This window comes from Halomonas meridiana, from assembly GCF_009846525.1.
Classification (GTDB): domain Bacteria; phylum Pseudomonadota; class Gammaproteobacteria; order Pseudomonadales; family Halomonadaceae; genus Vreelandella.
On sequence record NZ_CP024621.1, the window covers coordinates 541,408 to 560,547 of the forward strand.

Consider the following 19,140-nt stretch of genomic DNA (forward strand, 5'->3'; position numbering starts at 1 on the left):
AGCGCTCAATAGTGGGGCGGAACGTCATCTTCAGGGCGGAAACTGCCTTGGGTATCACCCGCCTGGAGCGCCTGATGCTGTTCCCGTAGCCGTTCGCGCATCAAGGCGCTAAGTTGCTCGAGTTTTTCCAAGCGGCGCTCTTGCTGGGCGACCGCTTGGTCGAGCGTATCCAACCAGTGTTCCTGATAAGCCAGCCGACTCTCCATCGATTCAAGACGTTGAGTGAGCTCGGCAGGCGATAATTCGTTTGTCATGATAACATCGTCACCTTGTGTAGTATGCTCGGTACTGTTAGGAATGGGCCTGGTAGTTCGAGTATTGTCCTTCGTCTGTTACCCATACAACAAGAGAGCTTTCATCATCTATGAACCCAAAAGTTGTTTTTCGCTGTTTCTTTATCAGTATCTTACTCGCCGCCCCCACGCCGCTTTTGTTGGCGGGGATCGTTCATTTAACCAATGCACCGATGGCTGATCAGTGGTTGGCCGAAGCGGCGTTTAGTGTGTATGCCGCCGTGGCCCTTGGCTGCTTTGTCATGTTGTTTGTGGGCACGTTAGCCGCAGCGGCTCTGGCACCGCCGATGGTGGTGAAAGCGGATGTGGCACGAGTAAAACCAGCACCGCGCCAGCCTCAAGCGCCTGCTCCGGTGGCGGAAGATGATGAAGAGGAAGATATCATCGACCCCAACGATGGCCGTGAAGAGGGAGAGGTCAAGTGGTTCAACACCAATAAAGGGTACGGCTTCATTACCCGCGATAACGGGGAAGACGTGTTCGTTCACTTCCGTGCGATTCGTGGCCGTGGCCCGCGCATGCTGGCAGAAGGTCAGATCGTTCGCTATCACGTCATTAAAAACGATCGCGGCCTGCAGGCCGATGACGTCAGCATTATCGAGTAAGCGTTCAGGCGCTGCCGCATAGGCGTAGCGCTAACGGGCGTGTCGGCGTGCCGATAGAGAAAACCCCCGCAACGTGCGGGGGTTTTTGCGTTTAGCGGCCTGAGTCCGGCCATTCGATGGCGCTCTCCTGCCCGCCGGGCAGCACTTGCCAAAAGCGGTCAGGGTCATCGCCGGGGTGCCAGCCTCCCAGCGAGCAGCGGACTTCCACCTGCAGCGCTTCGGCGGCGTGCTGGGCGCACTCTTGGTCGGTGTGCCACGGCGTCTGGCTGCTGTCGAACCAGAGACTGGCAAAACCATCGGCAGCGTTGTCCACCAGCAGCACCGGCACGCTATCGCCCTGATGTTGGCCGCGGGTTTTCCATTTCCCCTTGCCTGCCGGGCTGAGGGGCGGTGCGCTCAGAACCTCGGCCAGCCAAGCATTGACGTCATCCAGCGTGACCCGCGCCAGATACACTTCGATATCCGGAAACCGCTCCATCATACGCTTACCTCATCGGTGGTCAGCAGCGCTTGCAGGGTTGCTTCGTAGATGCGGCTCAGCCCATCCAAATCGCTGGCCCGCACGCGCTCGTTCACCTTGTGAATGGTGTCATTGAGCGGTCCGAGTTCGACCACTTGGGTGCCTAGGGTGGCAATGAAACGGCCATCGGAGGTGCCGCCGCTGGTGGAGAGCTGCGGACGCTCACCGGTCACGGCTTCCACGCCACGAATCGCCGCATCCACCAGCTCCCCTTCTGCGGTCAGGAATGGCTCGCCGTTCAGGGTCCAATCAATGTGGTACTCGAGGCCGTGCTGATCCAGAATCGCCTCGGTGCGTGAGCGCAGCTCGTCATGGGTGACTTCGGTGGAGTAGCGGAAGTTGAACACCACCTCTACCTCGCCAGGAATCACGTTGGTGGCCCCGGTACCGGCACGCATGTTCGAGATCTGAAAACTGGTCGCAGGGAAGAAGTCGTTGCCTGCATCCCAATGCTCGTTGACGAGCGCATCCAGAGCGGGCATCGCTTGGTGAATCGGGTTGCGCGCTAGGTGAGGGTAGGCCACATGGCCCTGCACGCCTTTCACATGCAGCACGCCGCCCAAAGAGCCACGGCGCCCGTTTTTGATCACGTCGCCCAGGCGAGCGGTAGACGAGGGTTCGCCCACGATGCAGTAGTCCAAGCGTTCATTGCGCTCGCGAAGGTGTTCGACCACCGCGCGGGTGCCGTCGATGGCGGGCCCCTCTTCATCGGAGGTGATCAAAAATGCGATCCGCCCCTCGTGGTCGGGGTAGCGGGCGACAAAGCGCTCCACCGCCGTCAGCATCGCTGCCAGGCTGCCCTTCATGTCCGCCGCGCCGCGCCCGCACAGCATGCCTTGGTCGTCGATACAGGGCTCGAAAGGCGGAAATTCCCAGTTGGTGTGTGGCCCGCTGGGCACCACGTCGGTGTGTCCGGCAAAGGCAATCACCGGGCCGTGATGACCGCGTACTGCCCAAAAGTTCTTCACGTCGCCAAAGGGGAGCTGCTCAATATGGAAACCGAGCGCCGTTAAGCGCTCGATCATCAGGTCCTGGCAGCCTTCATCGTCGGGTGTCACCGATGCCCGGCTAAGCAGCTCGAACGCCAGCGTCAGCGTCGGCGACAGTGAGTCAGGCTCAGTTATGGGCATGCAGCGCCTCGTTCAGCGCAATGGCGCTTTTATTGGTCAGGCACTCGATGCGGCCAGTCTGTGAGTTGCGGCGCAGCAGCAGGTCGTCTTGGCCTGCCAGCTCGCGGGCGGCAACGGTATTGACTTCCTGGCCCTGGTCATCCAATAGCGTCACTTTGGAGCCTGCGGTGATGTAGAGGCCAGCTTCGACGGTGCAACGGTCACCCAGCGGAATGCCGATGCCGGCATTGGCACCAATTAGGCAGCCTTCGCCCACCTTGATGATGATGTTGCCGCCGCCCGATAGCGTGCCCATGGTCGAGCAACCGCCGCCCAGGTCAGAACCTTTGCCGACCATCACACCTGCGGAAATGCGTCCTTCGATCATGCCGGGGCCTTCGGTGCCCGCGTTGAAGTTGACGAACCCTTCATGCATGACCGTGGTGCCTTCGCCCAGGTAAGCGCCCAGACGTACGCGGGCGGTGTCGCCGATGCGGATGCCGGTGGGCACAACGTAGTCGGTCATTTTGGGGAATTTGTCCACGCAGTCGACGGACAGCGTACGGCCAGCCAGGCGTGCCTTGAGACGGCGGGCGGGCAGCTCTTCGATGTCGATGGCGCCTTCGTTGGTCCAGGCGATGTTACGCAGCAGGCCGAACATGCCGGTCAGGTCCAGGCCGTGAGGCTTCACTAAGCGATGCGACAGCAGGTGCAGCTTCAGGTACACCTCCGGGGCGGTTTGCGGCGGCTGGTCGCTCTCCAGGAACATCGCCACCAGCGGGCGCTGGCTAGTGGCCAGCGACTCGGCCAGGGCGGCCTGCTCGGAGTGGCCTGCCGCTTCCAGCGCTTTGGCCAGGCGGGTGCAGTCTTCCGGCAGGAAGCTCACCGGGGCATTGCCTGCCGGTGCATCCAGCGCTTCTTGGGCGGCGGCGACCAGACTCGCGTCCGGATTGAGCAGCGGGGCCGGGTAGTAGATTTCCAGCCAGTCGCCCTGGGTGTTTTGGGTGCCGATTCCAAGCGCGAAGCTCAGCATAACGCGTATTCCTTAGAGGTTAGTGAGAGAAAGTGAGTGAGAGAAGTCGAGTCCAGGTTAGCCGCTTAGCGTGTCATAGTCGCCGTCACGGTAGCCGATCAGGATGGTGCCGTCGTCGAGTTCCAGCAGCGGCCGCTTGAGCAGCGTCGGGTGCTGGAGCAGCAGCTGACGCGCCGAGTTGGCATCGTAATCCTTCTCTTCGTCAGAAAGATCCCGCCAGGTTTTGCTGCGCTTGTTGATTACCTCGACCAGCGGAACACGGTTCAGGATGTGTTCGAGTAGCGCCGCCGACAAGCCATCTTTACGCAGGTCGTGGGTTTTATACATCAGCGCTTTGTCGTCCAGCGCTTTGCGCGCTTTGCGGCAGGTGTCGCAGTTATGAATGATGTAGAGCGTCAGCATAGAGCCTCCTGTCGTCGTCTTAGGCGGCGCGGACTAGCCGCGCTCGATAAGTTGGCGAAGGCGCGTGGCCGCTTCCAAGGTCGGCTCAAGCTCCGCCACTAAGGCTAAGCGTAGCCGACCCGCGCCAGGATTATGGCCGTTGTGGCCTGGGCGGCCCATTAAACTGCCGGGAAGCACGCTCACGTGTTGTTCGCTGAATAGCCGCTGGGTAAAGGCGATATCGTCGCCGCCCGGTACCGCAGGCCAGAGGTAGAAGCTCGCTTCGGGGGTGGGGAAGTCCATCACCGGGGCGAGTACTTCCGTCACCGCGCTGAACTTTTCCCGGTAGGCGTCGCGGTTGGCGCGCACGTGGGTTTCGTCCTGCCAGGCTGCGATGGACGCGTGCTGCAGCGGCAGCGACATGGCGCAGCCATGATAGGTGCGGTAGCGCTTGAAAGGGGCGAGTAGGCCCGCATCGCCCGCCACGAAGCCGGAGCGTAGGCCCGGTAGGTTGGAGCGCTTGGAGAGCGAGTGGAAGACCACGCAGCGGCGGTAGTCATCGCGGCCAAGCTCGGCGCAGGCCTGTAAAAGCCCGGGCGGCGGCGTGTTCTCGTCTAGGTAAAGCTCGGAGTAGCACTCGTCGGAGGCGATGATGAAGTCGTGCTCATCGGCCAGGGCAATCAGCTGTTTGAACTCGGCCAGCGGCGTGACGGCCCCGGTCGGGTTGCCCGGCGAGCAGATAAACACGATCTGCACGTCGCGCCAAGTGTCGGCGCTGACCGCTGAAAAATCGGGGCGGAAGCCGTTTTCGGCGGTGCAGTCCAGGTAGAGCGGCTGGCCGCCTGCCAGTAGCGTCGCGCCTTCGTAAATTTGGTAGAACGGATTGGGCACGGCCACCTTGGCGGGGCGCGTGCGATCCAGCGCGGCCTGCACGAAGGCGAAGATCGCTTCGCGAGTGCCGTTCACCGGCAGTATTTGGCGTTCGGCGTCCAGCCCCGCGAGGCCAAAGCGCTGGGTCGCCCAGGCGGCGATCGTCTCGCGTAGCGCGGGCAGGCCGTTGGTGGCCGGATAGCGGGCCATGTCGAGCTGGTGGGCAATGAGAGCGTCCAGCGCGCCTTGATAGGGGGCGTGCTGAGGTTCGCCGATCGTCAGCGGAATATGCGTCAGTCCCGCCGGGGGCGTGAGTGTCGCTTTGAGGGCGGCCAGCTTTTCAAACGGATAGGGGTGTAGGGCGTTGAGATCAGGGTTCATGGCGCGTCCGTTGAGAGCGTAAGGGCGGGAGCGGTAGGCAAAACCATTTATCGAACCGCCGATTATAGGCAAGCCCTGGGGCAGGCTCAAACCTAACCACCAGGGCAGGGCGACTTTATGGTTTAGACGCCTAGCACTTCTATCAGCCGTTCGCGAAGCTGCTGCTGGCGTTCGGGGTCGGTGAGCGGCTCGCCTGCCTTGGTGGTAATGAAGAACACGTCCTCTACCCGCTCGCCCAACGTGGCGATCTTGGCGGCCGAGAGGGCAATATCCTGCTCCATGAAGATGCGCCCTACCCGAGCCAGCAGGCCGGGGCGGTCGGGGGCGGTCAGTTCCAGCAGGGTACGCTCGTTGGCCGGGTCCTGTTCGATCACCACTTCGGTTGGCACTTTGAAGTGTTTGAGCTGGCGCGGCGTGTGTCGTGTGACGATCTCGGGGTAGTCGTCTGGGTCGTCCAGCTCTTCTACCAGGTGGCTGCGCATCTCTTCGATGCGCTCCGCGTCGCGAATCGGCTGACCGTGGCTATCCAGCACGATGAAGGTGTTGAGCGTCCAGTCGTTGTGCGACGTGGCAATGCGCGCATCGTGAATCGAGAGCCCGAGCTGTTCCATGGCGGCGGCGGTGGCGGCGAACAAGTCATCCACCGAGCGGGTGTGAATGAACACTTTGGTGCCGCCTTCGGCCATGTCGGCGGTGGGCGCGCTGATCAACACCAGCGGCAGCGGCGAGGGCTGGTGCGCCAGAATGCCTTGTGTCTGCCAGACGATCTCGCTGGGCGCGTACTGCAGGAAGTAATCTTCCCCCAGCGACTCCCACAGCTGGTCGATTTGGCCACTATCGACGCCCACCGTTTGTAGCAGCGAGCGTGCCTCAGTGCGGGTTTCGCGCACCCAGTCGTCGCGATCCGGCGGGTTTTTTAGCCCGCGCCGCAAAGCGCGTTTGGTTTCGGCGTGGAGCTGGCGCAATAGAGATGCCCGCCAGCCGTTCCATAGGGTGGGGTTGGTGGCGTTGATGTCAGCGACGGTGAGCACGTAGAGGTAGTCCAGGCGGGTCTCGTCGCGCACGATCAGTGCGAAGTCGCGGATTACGTCGGGGTCGCTGATATCACGCTTCTGGGCAGTCATCGACATCAGCAGATGATGCTCCACCAGCCAGCTCACTAGGTTGGTGTCGTGCTGGGAAATGTGGTGGCGATGGCAGAACTGCTCGACATCCCGCGCGCCGATTTCGGAGTGGTCGCCGCCACGGCCTTTGCCGATGTCGTGGAACAGGCCCGCAATCCACAGCAGGTCCAGCTTGGGTAACTGGTGGATGAGCGTCGCTGCCACGGGGAAGTCGCCCTTGGCCTCTGGCTTGCGGAAACCGTGCAGGAATTTCAGTAGGCGCAGGGTATGGGCATCGACCGTGTAGATATGGAACAGGTCGTGCTGCATCAGCCCCACGGCGCGACCAAACTCCGGCAGGTACTTGCCGAGAATGCCGTAGCGGTTCATGCGTCGCAGCTGGCGAGGAACGTTCCCCGGTGCCCGCATGATGGCCATGAAGAGTCGCTGGTGGCGCGGGTCTTCCCGGTAGTGATCGTCGATTTGATGGCGATGGTCACGAATCAGCCGAATGGTGTCGGCGCGAACCCCCTCGATCTCCGGGTGCTTGGCCATCAGCAGGAAGAGTTCCAGCATGGCCGCGGGGCGCTCGCGAAAGAGGTTGCGCGAACGTACCTGGATATAGCCGCCCTTGGTTTCGAAGCGCTCGTTGAGCTTGACGGTTTCTAGTGACTCCTTGCCGCGCAGAATCACTTCGTCAAAGTGCTGCAGCAGCATGTCGTTGAGCCCGGCAAGGGCCGTTACATGGCGATAGTAACGCTTCATGAACTGCTCGACGGCGAGCCGTTCGGGAGTGTCCTTGAAGCCGAACATCTCGGCAATGGTGCGCTGGTGATCGAACAGCAGCCGATCTTCGGCCCGGCCTGTGAGCATGTGCAGGGCGTAACGCACCTGCCAGAGAAACGCCTGGCCCTGGCTGAGAATGCGCAGCTCGGCGTCGTTCATGAAGCCGTTGGCGACGATGTCGGTGTACTGCTCGGTGCCAAAATGGCGCTTGGCCACCCAGCCAATCATCTGGATATCGCGCAGGCCGCCGGGGGAGCTTTTGAGGTTGGGCTCCAGGTGGTACTCGGAGTTGTTGTAGCGGTAGTGGCGGGCGATCTGCTCCTGCCACTTGGCCTCGAAAAAGCGGTCGGCGGGCCACAGGTTCGGCGTGCTCAAGCGTTCGCGCATTTTCTCGCGCAGGCTCTCCGGCCCGGCGATGAGGCGCGACTCCAGCAGGTTGGTGATCACTGTCACATCCGCGTCGGCTTCCCGTTCGCAGTCGTTGAGTGAGCGCACGCTGTGGCCGATCTCCAGGCCGATATCCCAGAGAAAGGTGATAAAAGCGCTCAGCGGCTCTCGGTAGGGGGTGTCGTCGTCGTGTTCGAGCAGTAGGAGGAGGTCGATGTCCGAGTGGGGATGCAGTTCACCACGCCCGTAGCCTCCCACCGCTACCAGCGCGACGCCGTCGTCGGGCCAGGCGTGCTGGGCCCAGGCAATAGCGAGAAGCTGGTCGAGATACCACGCCCGGCCGCGGACTAGGTCGCGGATATCGGCACCGGCACGAAACTGCTCGTCCAGCCGTGCCTGAATGTCCCGTAAAGCCGCTTTGAAGGGGGCGATGGGAGAGCGTGACCCGGCAAGCTCGGTGCGAAACAGATCGAGATCGTAAAGCGACGTGTCCGGCTCGAACCGGTAGTGGTGAAGAAGCATCAGCGATTCAGGAAGCTAAAGTCTTCGTCGCTGCGTGCCGTCAGCACGTCAACGCCGGTGTCGGTGACGAGCAGGGTGTGCTCCCACTGGGCCGATAGGCTGCGATCTTTCGTGACGGCGGTCCAGCCATCGCGCAGTACCTTGGTTTTGTAACCGCCCACGTTGATCATCGGCTCGATGGTGAAGCACATGCCCGCTTCCAGGCGGATGTCGGCATCGGGGGCGTAGCCGTCGTAGTGCAGAAACTGCGGGTCTTCGTGAAAGTCGGCACCAATGCCGTGGCCGCAGAAATCACGTACCACCGAGTAACCATGGGCTTCGGCGTGCTGCTGAATCACACGGGCAAGCTCAGAAAGGCGCACGCCAGGCTTGACCAGCTCGATGCTTTTATACAGGCACTCTTGGGTGATGCGGCACAGGCGTTCGCCCTGAATGGTGTCGCCCACCACGAACATCACGCTGGAGTCACCGTGGTAGCCATCGGGCGTGCGCACGGTGATGTCCAGGTTCATGATGTCGCCGTTTTTGAGCTTTTTGGCGTCATCGGGGATGCCGTGGCACACCACATGGTTGATGGAGGTACAGGTTGCTTTGGGAAAGCCGTGGTAGTTCAGCGGTGCCGGCGTCGAGCCCAGCTCGTTAACGATGTACTCGTGGCACAGGCGGTCGATCTCGCCGGTGCTGATGCCCGCTTTGACGTGGGGCGTGATCATTTCGATAACGCTGGCCGCCTGGCGACCGGCTTCGCGCATTTTCTCGATTTCAGAAGGCGTCTTGATGGGAACGTTCATGAATTCTCGATGTGGCTTCTGGGTAAGTGATGAGCGGCCAATTGCGCGTTGAAACGCGCCTGCGGCTTCATCTTGGCAATGATCTATGGTATAAAGCCGCGCGCTTTCCTGCAATCGCCATCCAATGCTTCTTTACTGGCTGGCGCGGCGCGAAAGGGCAACGAGATCGCAACGCAGCACCGCTGGGTTGCACAACAGCAAGCCTTGAAAACACACATGCACCGGCACATGGTCCCGGGTGCCTTTAGCGACGTTCGACGACGCTACTGGTCGGATCCATGGGGTGCGTGGAGGCCTAACCCGAGTTTCAGGAGTTTTACCATGTCTCACGTCAATATGCGTGACCTGCTGAAAGCAGGTGCTCACTTCGGTCACCAAACCAAGTACTGGAATCCGAAGATGGGTAAATTCATCTTCGGCGCGCGCAACAAGATTCACATCATCAACCTCGAGCACACCCTGCCGGCGCTGAACGAAGCGATCGACGTGGTCGAGAAGATGGCGGCATCCAACAACAAAATTCTGTTTGTTGGCACCAAGCGCAGCGCTAGCAAGATCATCAAAGAAGAAGCGAATCGCGTTGGCCAGCCGTTCGTCAACCATCGCTGGTTGGGCGGCATGCTGACCAACTTCAAGACCATTCGTCAGTCCATCAAGCGTCTGCGTGACCTGGAAGTCATGCGCGAAGACGGCACCTTCGAGAAGCTGACCAAGAAAGAAGTCTTGATGGCAACGCGTGAGCAAGAGAAGCTTGAGCGTTCTATCGGCGGTATCAAGAACATGGGCGGCCTGCCGGACGCACTGTTCGTTATCGACGTTGACCACGAGCGCATCGCGATCAACGAAGCCAACAAGCTGGGTATCCCGGTCATTGGCGTGGTAGATACCAACTCCAACCCGGATGGCGTTGATTACGTGATCCCGGGTAACGATGACTCCATTCGTGCCATCCAGATCTACGTGAAGGCGATTGCCGACGCGTGTGGCCGTGCGAAAGAAGGTCGTCCGGACGAGTTCGTCGAAGTGACTGAAGAAGAAGCCGCTTCTGCCGACACAAACGCTGCCGCCGAGTAAGGCGACAGGGGTGCGGCGGGCAGGTTGAGCCGCATCGTGTTAAGAGGGGGCCTTATGCCCCCTTTTTCCCGCTTTGGGTTCGCCCTGGCGGGCCGATCACGCCGGATCAATGCCGGCAAGCGCTCTGCACAGTGATACGCAACGGTCATTTATCGTGCTTATACTCTGTAGCGCGTTTAACTCTCAGTTAGAACCATTTCCGAGGTGAAATCTCATGGCAGCTATCAGCGCCTCTCAGGTGAAGGAACTGCGCGAACGTACCGGTCTTGGCATGATGGAGTGTAAAAAAGCACTCACCGAAGCCGACGGTGACATCGAAGTCGCGATCGAAAACCTGCGTAAAAGCTCTGGTCTTAAAGCCGCGAAGAAAGCGTGTCGTACCGCTGCTGAAGGTGCGGTCGTTACTCGCGTAGCAGACGATGGCAGCTACGGCGTCATGGTCGAAATCAACTCTGAGACCGATTTCGTTGCCCGTGACGACAACTTCATCGACTTCTCCAACAAGATCGCGGATGCGTTCTTTGCGGCGAAGAACGAAGACGTGGCCGCGGTGATGGCGGGTGACCTTGAGTCCGCTCGTGAGCAGCTGGTTCAGAAAATCGGCGAAAACATCGGCGTACGTCGTGCCGTTGTCGTCGATGCCGTTGACGGTGGTCTGGTGGGCGAATACGTTCACGGCGGCCGCATTGGCGTTCTGACCGTCCTGAAAGGCGGCACCAGCGAAGCAGCCAAAGACGTTGCCATGCACGTTGCGGCGATCAACCCGGCCGTTGCCCATCCAGAAGAGATGCCGCAAGAGCAGCTGGACAAAGAGAAAGCGATCATCCTGGCCCAGCCGGACATGGCCGGTAAGCCTGAGCAGATCGCTGAGAAGATGGTTCAAGGCCGCCTGAAGAAGTACCTGGCCGAGAACAGCCTGACCGAACAGCCGTTCGTCAAAGACCCGAACCAATCCGTTGCTGAGTTCGTCAAAGCAGCCGGTGGCGAAGTGGTCAGCTTCACTCGCTTTGAAGTGGGCGAAGGCATCGAGAAAGAAGAAGTCGACTTCGCTAAAGAAGTCATGGAACAGGCTGGCCGTCGCTAAGGTCAGAGGTTCCAGCAAGAAGATGGCGTGCGCGCGAGCGCACGCCTTCGTGTATCCGGCCCCTGTGAAATACAGGCGCTGCCTCGCCCACCTGTGCCCAGGTCTGCCTCAGGAGAGATGCCATGTCACGTGATGTTCAAGAGTCTACCCCCACTGCTGCCACCAAAATCGACAAGTCGAAGTCGAAGTACAAGCGTATTTTGCTGAAGCTGTCGGGCGAAGCGCTGATGGGTGAGCACGATTTTGGTATCGATCCGAAGGTATTGGATCGCATGGCGCTGGAGATCGGCCAGCTGGTGGGAATTGGTGTACAGGTCGGTATCGTGATCGGTGGCGGTAACCTGTTCCGTGGCGCGGCGCTCAACGAGGCCGGTATGGATCGGGTCACGGGTGACCACATGGGAATGCTGGCAACGGTGATGAATGCGCTCGCCATGCGCGATGCGCTGGAGCGCTCCAACATTCGCTCCCGCGTGATGTCAGCGATTCCCATGAGTGGTGTGGTGGAGCATTACGACCGCCGCACTGCCATCCGCTATTTAACGTCGGGCGACGTGGTGCTGTTCTCTGCGGGCACCGGAAACCCGTTCTTCACCACGGACTCTGCGGCCTGTTTGCGCGGCATCGAAGTGGATGTCGACGTCGTCATCAAGGCCACCAAGGTGGATGGCGTGTACAATAAGGACCCGGTGAAGCACCCCGACGCCGTAAAATACGACCAGCTCTCCTATGACGACGCTCTGGACCAGAAGCTGGGCGTAATGGATTTGACCGCAATCTGCCTGGTACGTGACCATAATATGCCGGTGCGGGTATTTGATATGAACAAGCCTGGTGCCCTGCTTAACCTCGTGGTTGGAGGCAAGGAAGGCACGCTGATAGACAGAGGGTAACAACGTGATCAACGACATCAAGAAAGATGCAGAGTCTCGCATGAAGAAGAGCGTTGAGGCGCTGCACAGCAACTTCAACAAGATCCGCACGGGCCGTGCTCACCCTAGCATCCTGGATGCCGTGACCGTCGAGTATTACGGTGGTCAAGTGCCGCTGAACCAAGTGGCGTCTGTGAACGTTGAAGATGCGCGTACCTTGACCGTGGCTCCTTGGGAGCAGGGAATGGTGCCGAAAATCGAAAAAGCGATCATGACCTCTGACCTGGGTCTGAACCCGTCCAGCGCTGGTAACGTGATTCGTGTACCGATGCCGATGCTGACCGAAGAGACCCGTAAAGGCTACATCAAGCAGGCGCGTAGCGAAGCGGAAACGGCGCGTGTGGCCGTGCGTAACGTGCGTCGTGATGCCAACGGTGACTTCAAATCCTTGCTCAAGGACAAAGAGATCACCGAAGACGATCAGCGTCAGGGCGAAGACGAGATCCAGAAGCTGACCGACAAATATATCGCTGAGATCGACAAGGCGCTGGCCGCAAAAGAACAGGATCTCATGCAGGTATAACCCCCTGCGTTCACTCTGCCACGGGCGGCTTGGCCGCTCGTGGGCCATCGCTTGGCTTACTTATGACTGATCTTTGGTGCGAGAACCCATGACGTCTCCGCAGCTTCCCCAAGAGCAGCCGGGCGGCACGACGCTTTCTCGATCCGAGGAAGCGCTGCCGTCCCATGTTGCTATCATTATGGATGGTAACAACCGCTGGGCGCGGGCACGTGGGCTGTCGGGTGTGCGCGGTCACCGCGCCGGTGTCGAAGCCGTGCGCGCAGTGATCGAGCGCGCGACAGAGCGAGGCGTCCCGACGCTGAGCCTGTTCGCGTTCTCCAGCGAGAACTGGAAGCGTCCCGCCGCTGAGGTGAACGCGCTCATGGAGCTGTTTTTGATGGCGCTCAAGCGCGAAGTCAAAAAGCTCAACGAGCGCAATATCCGCCTGTCGATTATTGGCGAGCAGCGTGGCTTTTCCCATGCGATTCAAAAGCATATCCAGCGCGCCGAAGCGCTGACCGCCGAGAATACCGGCATGCATCTGGTGATTGCCGCGAACTACGGCGGCCAGTGGGACATCGCCCGTGCCGCCCGCCAGCTTGCCGAGCAGGTGGCCGCCGGAGAGCTGGCGCCCGAGGCCATCGACGAAGCACGCTTGGATGCGGCCATGAACACCGACCAAGTACCGCCGGTGGATCTATGTATCCGTACCAGCGGCGAGCAGCGGCTCTCGAACTTCATGCTCTGGCAATTGGCCTATGCCGAACTGCATTTTTCGCCCTTATTATGGCCAGATTTCGATGGGGCGGCCTTCGACCAAGCACTCGACGATTTCTGCTTACGACGTCGCCGCTTTGGAATGACCGACGAACAAATAGAGGCGCAAGGTGCTTAAACAGCGGATGATCACCGCAGCCTGGTTGGCGCCTGTGACGCTGATCGGTCTGTTCGGCTTACAGGGAGGTGCCTTTGCGCTGTTTACAGCGCTGATCGTGCTGTTAGGTACCTGGGAATGGACCAACCTGGCGGGCGTAGGCGCTTCGCGTATCCGGCTGGCACTGGTCGCGGGAATGGCGGTGCTGCTGGCGCTTTTATGGCTCGGCGGCGCGGCGTATGCGGTGTGGCCGCTGTGGCTCGCTGCTGCCGGTTGGCTACTCAATCTCTACTGGGTGACCCAGTACCCCCACAGCAGCCAGCAGTGGCACACCACGTCGCGCCGCCTGCTGATGGGCGTTTGGGTGTTACTGCCGTGCTGGGTGGGTTTCAACGTGCTGCGCGATAGCGGTGCGGTGTGGCTGCTGTTCGTGCTACTGCTGGTCTGGACGGCCGATATCGGCGCCTATTTTGCCGGCCGTCGCTGGGGCAAGCACAAGCTGGCCCCACGGGTGAGCCCGGGAAAATCCTGGGAAGGCGTCTACGGCGGGTTGGCCGCCACGACGCTGCTGGCGATGCTCTTTGCGCTTTGGCAGCCTCTTGGACCCATGGGCGGGGTAGCGCTGGTGGTGATTACTGCCGTGGTGACGCTGACCTCCGTGCTAGGGGATCTGTTTGAGAGCATGTTGAAGCGCTACCGCAATATCAAAGACTCCAGCCAGCTACTGCCGGGCCACGGTGGTGTGTTGGACCGTATCGATAGCCTGACCGCAGCTATTCCCATCTTCGCGCTGTTCTATCTGCAGGTACTGTCACTTCAGGTGAGCGCGCTATGAGTCACGTCTCAGTTCAGTCGGTCACCGTGCTCGGTGCGACCGGCTCCATCGGTAAAAGCACCCTGGACGTCATCGCCCGCCACCCCGACCGTTACCGTGTGCATGCGCTGACGGCGCATACGTCGAAAGAGGCGTTGCTCGACCAGTGCATCGCGCACTCACCGCAGTTTGCCGTGCTGGATACCGATGCCGATGCCCAGTGGTTGCAGCAAGCGCTGCGCCGCGCAGGTGTCAGGACAACGGCGCTGGCTGGACAGGAGGCGCTGTGCGAGGTTGCGCGGGCGGCAGAGGTCGATACCGTGATGGCAGCGATCGTTGGGGCGGCGGGGCTGCTGCCCTCACTGGCGGCCGCCGAGGCGGGCAAGCGCGTCCTGCTGGCCAACAAAGAAGCGCTGGTGATGAGCGGTGCGCTGTTCATGGATGCCGTCGCGCGCTCTGGGGCCACGCTGCTGCCGATCGATTCTGAACATAATGCCATCTACCAGTGTCTACCCAGCGAGCATCGTGGCGGGTTAGCCAAGCACGGTGTGCGGCAGCTGCTGTTGACGGCCTCCGGTGGGCCATTCCGTGGCTGGTCGGCGGAGCAGATCGCCAGTGCCACGCCCGATCAAGCCTGTGCGCATCCCAACTGGTCCATGGGTCGCAAGATCTCGGTGGATAGCGCGTCGCTGATGAACAAAGGCCTCGAACTCATCGAAGCATGTTGGCTGTTCGATGCCACGCCCGAGCAGATTCAGGTGGTCGTCCATCCGCAGAGCGTCATTCACTCCATGGCGGCCTACGACGATGGGTCGGTGATCGCCCAGTTGGGGAATCCCGACATGCGAACGCCCATCGCCTATGGCTTGGCTTGGCCTGAACGGATCGACGCCGGCGTGGAAACGCTCGATCTGTTCCAAGTCGCCCGGCTCGATTTCGAAGCCCCTGACGAGACACGCTTTCCCTGTCTGCGCTTGGCCCGGGAGGCCATGCAGGCCGGTGGCGCGGCCCCGGCGGTGTTGAACGCGGCCAACGAAGTGGCCGTCGAGGCCTTCTTGGCGGGGCACATCACGTTCGGGGCGATTCCAGAGCTGGTCGCAACGGTCATGGGGCTGGCGTATCCCGGTCAAGCCGATTCGCTGGAGCGAGTGCTGGCGGCGGATCGCTGGGCGCGCGAGCAAGCGGCACTCACCTTACGTCAGTTAACCGCTTAGTCTCAGTCAACGCTGAGCAGCGCGTCGTGGAAAGGAGCGAAAAGTGGGCCTGATACAGAATATCTTAGCCGTCATCGTCGTGTTGGGACTGCTAGTGACCTTTCATGAGTTTGGTCACTTCTGGGTGGCGCGTCGCTGTGGCGTCAAAGTGCTGCGGTTTTCGGTAGGGTTTGGTAAGCCGCTGTGGTCGACGGTGGATCGCCACGGCACCGAGTTTGCGGTGGCGGCCATTCCGCTGGGCGGCTACGTCAAGATGCTAGACGAGCGCGAAGCGCCGGTGCCAGACGATCAGTTACATCACGCCTTCAACCGCAAGACCGTGTGGCAGCGCATTGCGATCGTCGCCGCAGGCCCCATTGCCAACTTCCTACTCGCCATCGTCGCCTACTGGGCGCTGTTCGTGGCGGGCACGACGACCGTGGCCCCCCTCGTAGGCGAGATCACGCCGAACTCGCCCGCTGCTCAGGCTGGCTTGGAACAGGGAAGTGAGATCACCGCCATTCAGGGCGAGTCGATGCGCTCCTGGGAGGAGATCAACCTGAAACTGGTGTCCATGATCGGTTTCAGCGGCGACCTCACCATCGAGGCCATGCCGGAGGGAGCAAGTGCGACGCGCGGCTATCAGCTGCCGGTCGATGATTACATGGTGCGCCAAGACCCACCGCAGCCACTGCAAACGCTGGGCTTCTCTCCTTGGCAGCCTAACGTGCCGGCGGTGCTTGGTCAGGTCGTCGAAGGACAGGCGGCCGAGGCGGCCGGGCTTCGAGCCGGTGATCGTATCGTCTCGCTCAACGGTGAACCCATCGACGACTGGATGCAATTTGTCGCGGTGATTCGCGATAGCGCTGGCGAGACCCTGCGCGTTGGGTACCAGCGTGATGGGGAGCAGGGCACGCTTTCGCTCACCCCAGGACGTAATACGCTGGAGAGTGGTGACGAGGTTGGGTACATTGGAGCCGGTGCAGAGCCGTTTAGCTGGCCTGAGTCGCTGCAGCGCGAGATTCGCTACGGGCCGATCGAGGCCGTCGGGCAAGCGCTGTCACGCACCGGTGAGATGGTTCTGCTGACGGTGGATGCGATCCGTAAGATGTTGGTAGGGCTGATCTCCCCGTCCAACTTGTCCGGGCCGATCACCATCGCACAAATTTCCGGCGATTCGGCGCGCGCGGGGGTAGAAGCCTTCGTGGGCTTTCTCGCGTATCTTTCGATCAGTTTAGGGGTGCTGAATTTGCTGCCCATCCCCGTGCTCGATGGCGGTCATCTGCTTTACTATTTCGTCGAGGTATTACGTGGGCGGCCGGTTTCTGAGCAAACACAAGCGATAGGGCTACGCATCGGGTTAGCCATGGTCGGCACCCTGATGTTGATGGCGCTCTATTTCGATTTGATGCGCCTGTGGTAATAACGCGTGTAGCGCGCAGGATGCCTTGTCATCTGCCTGCACAAATGTATATGGTGCCTGTCTTAACCGACGGGCAGACCAACGCGAGCGAACTGACTGCATGAAAATCAAGACCCTTGGAATGGCGGCACTCTTGCTGGTAGGCGCCAGCGGCGCCCAAGCACAATCCTTTGATGTTTCAGACATTCGTGTGGAAGGACTGCAGCGGGTTTCCGCCGCCTCGGTCTTTAATGCGTTTCCCGTGAGCGCGAACGACCGCGTCGACGAGCAGCAGCTCGCCGCCGCCGCACGGGACCTGTTCGCGACCGGACTGTTTGAAGACGTCTCGTTGGCCCGGGAAGGCGACGTGCTGGTGATCCAAGTGGTCGAGCGGCCTACCATTGCGCGCTTGAACATCGAAGGCAATGACCAGATCTCCGATGAAGATCTGCGCAACGGCCTGCGCGAATCGGGCCTGTCGGAAGGCCAAGTGCTACAGCTCTCCACCCTCGACGAGATCGAGCGTGAACTCGAGGGCGTGTATCAAGCCCAGGGGCGCTATAGCGCTGGTATCAATGTGGACGTCGAGGAGATCGATGAAGGCCGCGTACAGGTCAACATCGATATCAATGAAGGCGAAGTCGCCAAGATTCGTCAGATCAACATCGTCGGCAACCAGGATTTCGACGATGAAACCCTGCGGGACATTTTCGAGTTGAACGACCGCCCAGGGCGCATCTTCGGCTGGTTCTCCAACGACGAATACTCTCGGGAAGCGCTTTCTGGCGATATCGAGCGTCTACGGTCATTCTATCTGGACCGTGGCTACGTCAACTTTGACGTCACGTCGACCCAGGTATCGATTGGCCCCGAGAAGTCCGACATCTTCATCACCCTCAATATCGATGAAGGCGGTCAGTACCGCGTAGGCGATATCCGCTTTGCCGGCGATCTGCAGATCAGCGAAAACGAAGCCCGCAACCTGCTCGAAATCAACAGCGGCGATATCTTCTCCCGTGGCGATGTCAACGCCTCGACGGAAGCGCTGCGCCAGCGCCTGGGCGCGGAAGGCTTCGCCTTTGCCGAGGTGCAGGGCATTCCTGAAGTGGCCGATGACGGCGAAACGGTCGATCTCGTGATCGCCGTGAATCCAGGTCAGCGCGCTTACGTGCGTCGTATCGAGTTCTACGGCAACACCACGACCCAAGACGAAGTGCTGCGTCGTGAGATGATCCAGCTCGAAGGTGCCCCGGCATCGACGGAGTCGATCACTCAGTCGCGTCAGCGTCTGGAGCGTTTGGGCTTCTTTAGCCAAGTGGAAGTCGACACGCAGCCGGTGCCGGGTGAGCCCGATCTGCTGGACGTGACCTATAACGTGGAAGAGCAGCCTTCAGGTTCGGTCTCTGCCAGCGTCGGCTTTTCGCAGAGCGCGGGCGTGATCTACGGGGTCGGTCTGGCTCAAAACAACTTCCTCGGCACCGGTAACCGCGTCAACGTCGGCGCCCAGCGCAGTGATACCTTCACCAGCGTCAATTTTGCCTTCACCGATCCTTACTGGACGCTGGACGGCATCTCTCGCGGGTACAACGTGTTCTACCGCGAAACCGACTATGCGGACTCCGATATCTCGACCTTCTCGACCGATGCCTACGGTGCCGGTATCAACTTCGGCTACCCCATCAGCGAGCTGTCGCGTCTGAACTTTGGTGCCAGTGTCGAAGACGTCACGGTGAAGACCTACTTCGACACCGCCTCTGAAATCCGCCGCTATGTGGAAGATCAGGGCGAAAACGCACAAAGCCTCAAGCTGACCGCGAGCTGGACACGCAACAACCTGAACCGCGGCATCATGCCGACCGCCGGTAACTACCAGCGCGTCTCGTTGGAAACCGGCGTGCCGGGTAGCGATGCGGAGTACTACAAACTCCAGGCCCGCGCACAGCAGCTCTTCCCGTTTAACGATGACGAAACCTGGGCGCTGAAGTTCAGCGGCAATCTGGGCTACGCCGATACGCTGGGCAGCAACGACCCCTACCCGTTCTACGAAAACTTCTACGCAGGCGGCCTGGGCTCGGTGCGTGGTTTTACCTCCAACACCTTGGGTGAGCGCACCACGCCCGCCCGTGAGGGTGGCCGTGACCGCACCTTGGGCGGTAACGTACTGGTAGAAGGCTCCGCCGAAGTGCTCTTCCCGATGCCGTTCGTAGAGAACCAGCGCTCGGTGCAGCCTTCGCTGTTCTTAGATGCCGGTAACACCTTCTTGAGCTCGTGCTACGACGTGCTCGACGCCGATGCAGGACGCCAGCAGTGCAGCTCCGGCGTGGATCTAGGCGACTTGCGCTACAGCGTGGGTGTGGGTCTTTCGTGGCTGACGCCGGTGGGCCCGCTGACGTTCAGCGTGGCTGAGCCGCTGAATGACGAAAGTGGTGACGATACACAGTTCTTCCAGTTCTCGCTGGGTCAAACGTTCTAATTTAAGGAGTA

General features: G+C 60.6%; 18 protein-coding genes. 10 read left to right on the forward strand and 8 right to left on the reverse strand.

The genetic code is table 11. The features are described from left to right. Positions 1-5: 5 nt before the first annotated feature. Positions 6-254 (reverse strand): SlyX family protein, encoded by a 249-nt coding sequence (locus CTT34_RS02750; RefSeq protein WP_159340989.1) that lies wholly within the window; start codon positions 252-254, stop codon positions 6-8. Positions 255-364: 110 nt separating this feature from the next. Between CTT34_RS02750 and CTT34_RS18555 the strand changes: the two genes are divergently transcribed. Further along, entirely contained in the window at positions 365-898 is a 534-nt protein-coding gene (locus tag CTT34_RS18555; protein WP_159340991.1) for a cold-shock protein, read from the forward strand. A 91-nt stretch (positions 899-989) separates the two neighbouring features. Here the strand turns inward: CTT34_RS18555 and CTT34_RS02760 are convergent, their stop codons facing one another. From CTT34_RS02760 to map, 7 genes are all read right to left on the reverse strand, one after another. Beyond that, positions 990-1,379: a hypothetical protein gene (locus CTT34_RS02760; protein WP_159340993.1), complete on the reverse strand. Its 390-nt coding sequence runs from the start codon at positions 1,377-1,379 to the stop codon at positions 990-992. Further along, positions 1,376-2,548: a succinyl-diaminopimelate desuccinylase gene (gene dapE, locus CTT34_RS02765; RefSeq protein WP_159340994.1), complete on the reverse strand. Its 1,173-nt coding sequence runs from the start codon at positions 2,546-2,548 to the stop codon at positions 1,376-1,378. The genes CTT34_RS02760 and dapE overlap by 4 nt, the downstream gene beginning before the upstream one ends. Next, complete coding sequence (gene dapD, locus CTT34_RS02770) at positions 2,535-3,560, reverse strand: 2,3,4,5-tetrahydropyridine-2,6-dicarboxylate N-succinyltransferase (RefSeq protein ID WP_159340996.1); 1,026 nt, start codon at positions 3,558-3,560, stop codon at positions 2,535-2,537. The genes dapE and dapD overlap by 14 nt, the downstream gene beginning before the upstream one ends. 57 nt (positions 3,561-3,617) lie before the next feature. Continuing rightward, positions 3,618-3,962 (reverse strand): Spx/MgsR family RNA polymerase-binding regulatory protein, encoded by a 345-nt coding sequence (locus tag CTT34_RS02775; RefSeq protein ID WP_159340998.1) that lies wholly within the window; start codon positions 3,960-3,962, stop codon positions 3,618-3,620. A gap of 33 nt (positions 3,963-3,995) precedes the next feature. After that, complete coding sequence (gene dapC, locus CTT34_RS02780) at positions 3,996-5,192, reverse strand: succinyldiaminopimelate transaminase (protein WP_159341000.1); 1,197 nt, start codon at positions 5,190-5,192, stop codon at positions 3,996-3,998. 122 nt (positions 5,193-5,314) lie between these two features. After that, positions 5,315-7,990: a [protein-PII] uridylyltransferase gene (locus CTT34_RS02785; RefSeq protein ID WP_159341002.1), complete on the reverse strand. Its 2,676-nt coding sequence runs from the start codon at positions 7,988-7,990 to the stop codon at positions 5,315-5,317. Next, positions 7,990-8,781, reverse strand: a complete 792-nt coding sequence (gene map / locus CTT34_RS02790) for a type I methionyl aminopeptidase (protein ID WP_159341004.1) — start codon at positions 8,779-8,781, stop codon at positions 7,990-7,992. Before map ends, CTT34_RS02785 begins: the two co-directional genes overlap by 1 nt. Before the next feature lie 321 nt (positions 8,782-9,102). Between map and rpsB the strand changes: the two genes are divergently transcribed. The 9 genes from rpsB to bamA all read left to right on the forward strand — a co-directional run bounded on the left by rpsB (position 9,103) and on the right by bamA (position 19,129). Continuing rightward, positions 9,103-9,855 carry a 30S ribosomal protein S2 gene (rpsB, locus tag CTT34_RS02795; protein WP_159341006.1) on the forward strand — a complete coding sequence of 251 codons (753 nt, stop codon included), beginning with the start codon at positions 9,103-9,105 and terminating at the stop codon, positions 9,853-9,855. A 214-nt stretch (positions 9,856-10,069) separates the two neighbouring features. Beyond that, complete coding sequence (tsf, locus tag CTT34_RS02800) at positions 10,070-10,939, forward strand: translation elongation factor Ts (protein WP_159341008.1); 870 nt, start codon at positions 10,070-10,072, stop codon at positions 10,937-10,939. Positions 10,940-11,061: 122 nt separating this feature from the next. After that, entirely contained in the window at positions 11,062-11,832 is a 771-nt protein-coding gene (gene pyrH, locus CTT34_RS02805) for a UMP kinase (RefSeq protein WP_139528317.1), read from the forward strand. A 4-nt stretch (positions 11,833-11,836) separates the two neighbouring features. After that, positions 11,837-12,394, forward strand: coding sequence for a ribosome recycling factor (frr, locus tag CTT34_RS02810; protein WP_159341010.1), 558 nt, complete (start codon positions 11,837-11,839; stop codon positions 12,392-12,394). A gap of 88 nt (positions 12,395-12,482) precedes the next feature. Then, on the forward strand, positions 12,483-13,268 hold the full coding sequence (gene uppS / locus CTT34_RS02815; RefSeq protein ID WP_159341012.1) for a polyprenyl diphosphate synthase: 786 nt from the start codon (positions 12,483-12,485) through the stop codon (positions 13,266-13,268). Further along, the gene (locus tag CTT34_RS02820; RefSeq protein ID WP_159341014.1) at positions 13,261-14,082 is read left to right on the forward strand and encodes a phosphatidate cytidylyltransferase; all 822 of its coding nucleotides are present in this window, start codon (positions 13,261-13,263) and stop codon (positions 14,080-14,082) included. The genes uppS and CTT34_RS02820 overlap by 8 nt, the downstream gene beginning before the upstream one ends. Beyond that, a complete protein-coding gene (gene ispC / locus CTT34_RS02825) occupies positions 14,079-15,275 on the forward strand; it encodes a 1-deoxy-D-xylulose-5-phosphate reductoisomerase (protein WP_159341021.1) in 1,197 nt (398 codons plus the stop codon). Before CTT34_RS02820 ends, ispC begins: the two co-directional genes overlap by 4 nt. A gap of 43 nt (positions 15,276-15,318) precedes the next feature. Further along, a complete protein-coding gene (gene rseP / locus CTT34_RS02830) occupies positions 15,319-16,677 on the forward strand; it encodes an RIP metalloprotease RseP (protein ID WP_159341023.1) in 1,359 nt (452 codons plus the stop codon). 100 nt (positions 16,678-16,777) lie between these two features. Further along, a complete protein-coding gene (bamA, locus tag CTT34_RS02835; RefSeq protein WP_368027051.1) occupies positions 16,778-19,129 on the forward strand; it encodes an outer membrane protein assembly factor BamA in 2,352 nt (783 codons plus the stop codon). The last annotated feature ends 11 nt before the right edge of the window (positions 19,130-19,140 follow it).

What these genes read in the sequence shown, in the direction of transcription:
- CTT34_RS02750 (WP_159340989.1), bottom strand. Translation starts at nt 254, where the DNA reads ATGACAAACGAATTATCGCCTGCCGAGCTCACTCAACGTCTTGAATCG.
- CTT34_RS18555 (WP_159340991.1), top strand. Translation starts at nt 365, where the DNA reads ATGAACCCAAAAGTTGTTTTTCGCTGTTTCTTTATCAGTATCTTACTC.
- CTT34_RS02760 (WP_159340993.1), bottom strand. Translation starts at nt 1,379, where the DNA reads ATGATGGAGCGGTTTCCGGATATCGAAGTGTATCTGGCGCGGGTCACG.
- dapE (WP_159340994.1), bottom strand. Translation starts at nt 2,548, where the DNA reads ATGCCCATAACTGAGCCTGACTCACTGTCGCCGACGCTGACGCTGGCG.
- dapD (WP_159340996.1), bottom strand. Translation starts at nt 3,560, where the DNA reads ATGCTGAGCTTCGCGCTTGGAATCGGCACCCAAAACACCCAGGGCGAC.
- CTT34_RS02775 (WP_159340998.1), bottom strand. Translation starts at nt 3,962, where the DNA reads ATGCTGACGCTCTACATCATTCATAACTGCGACACCTGCCGCAAAGCG.
- dapC (WP_159341000.1), bottom strand. Translation starts at nt 5,192, where the DNA reads ATGAACCCTGATCTCAACGCCCTACACCCCTATCCGTTTGAAAAGCTG.
- CTT34_RS02785 (WP_159341002.1), bottom strand. Translation starts at nt 7,990, where the DNA reads ATGCTTCTTCACCACTACCGGTTCGAGCCGGACACGTCGCTTTACGAT.
- map (WP_159341004.1), bottom strand. Translation starts at nt 8,781, where the DNA reads ATGAACGTTCCCATCAAGACGCCTTCTGAAATCGAGAAAATGCGCGAA.
- rpsB (WP_159341006.1), top strand. Translation starts at nt 9,103, where the DNA reads ATGTCTCACGTCAATATGCGTGACCTGCTGAAAGCAGGTGCTCACTTC.
- tsf (WP_159341008.1), top strand. Translation starts at nt 10,070, where the DNA reads ATGGCAGCTATCAGCGCCTCTCAGGTGAAGGAACTGCGCGAACGTACC.
- pyrH (WP_139528317.1), top strand. Translation starts at nt 11,062, where the DNA reads ATGTCACGTGATGTTCAAGAGTCTACCCCCACTGCTGCCACCAAAATC.
- uppS (WP_159341012.1), top strand. Translation starts at nt 12,483, where the DNA reads ATGACGTCTCCGCAGCTTCCCCAAGAGCAGCCGGGCGGCACGACGCTT.
- ispC (WP_159341021.1), top strand. Translation starts at nt 14,079, where the DNA reads ATGAGTCACGTCTCAGTTCAGTCGGTCACCGTGCTCGGTGCGACCGGC.
- bamA (WP_368027051.1), top strand. Translation starts at nt 16,778, where the DNA reads ATGAAAATCAAGACCCTTGGAATGGCGGCACTCTTGCTGGTAGGCGCC.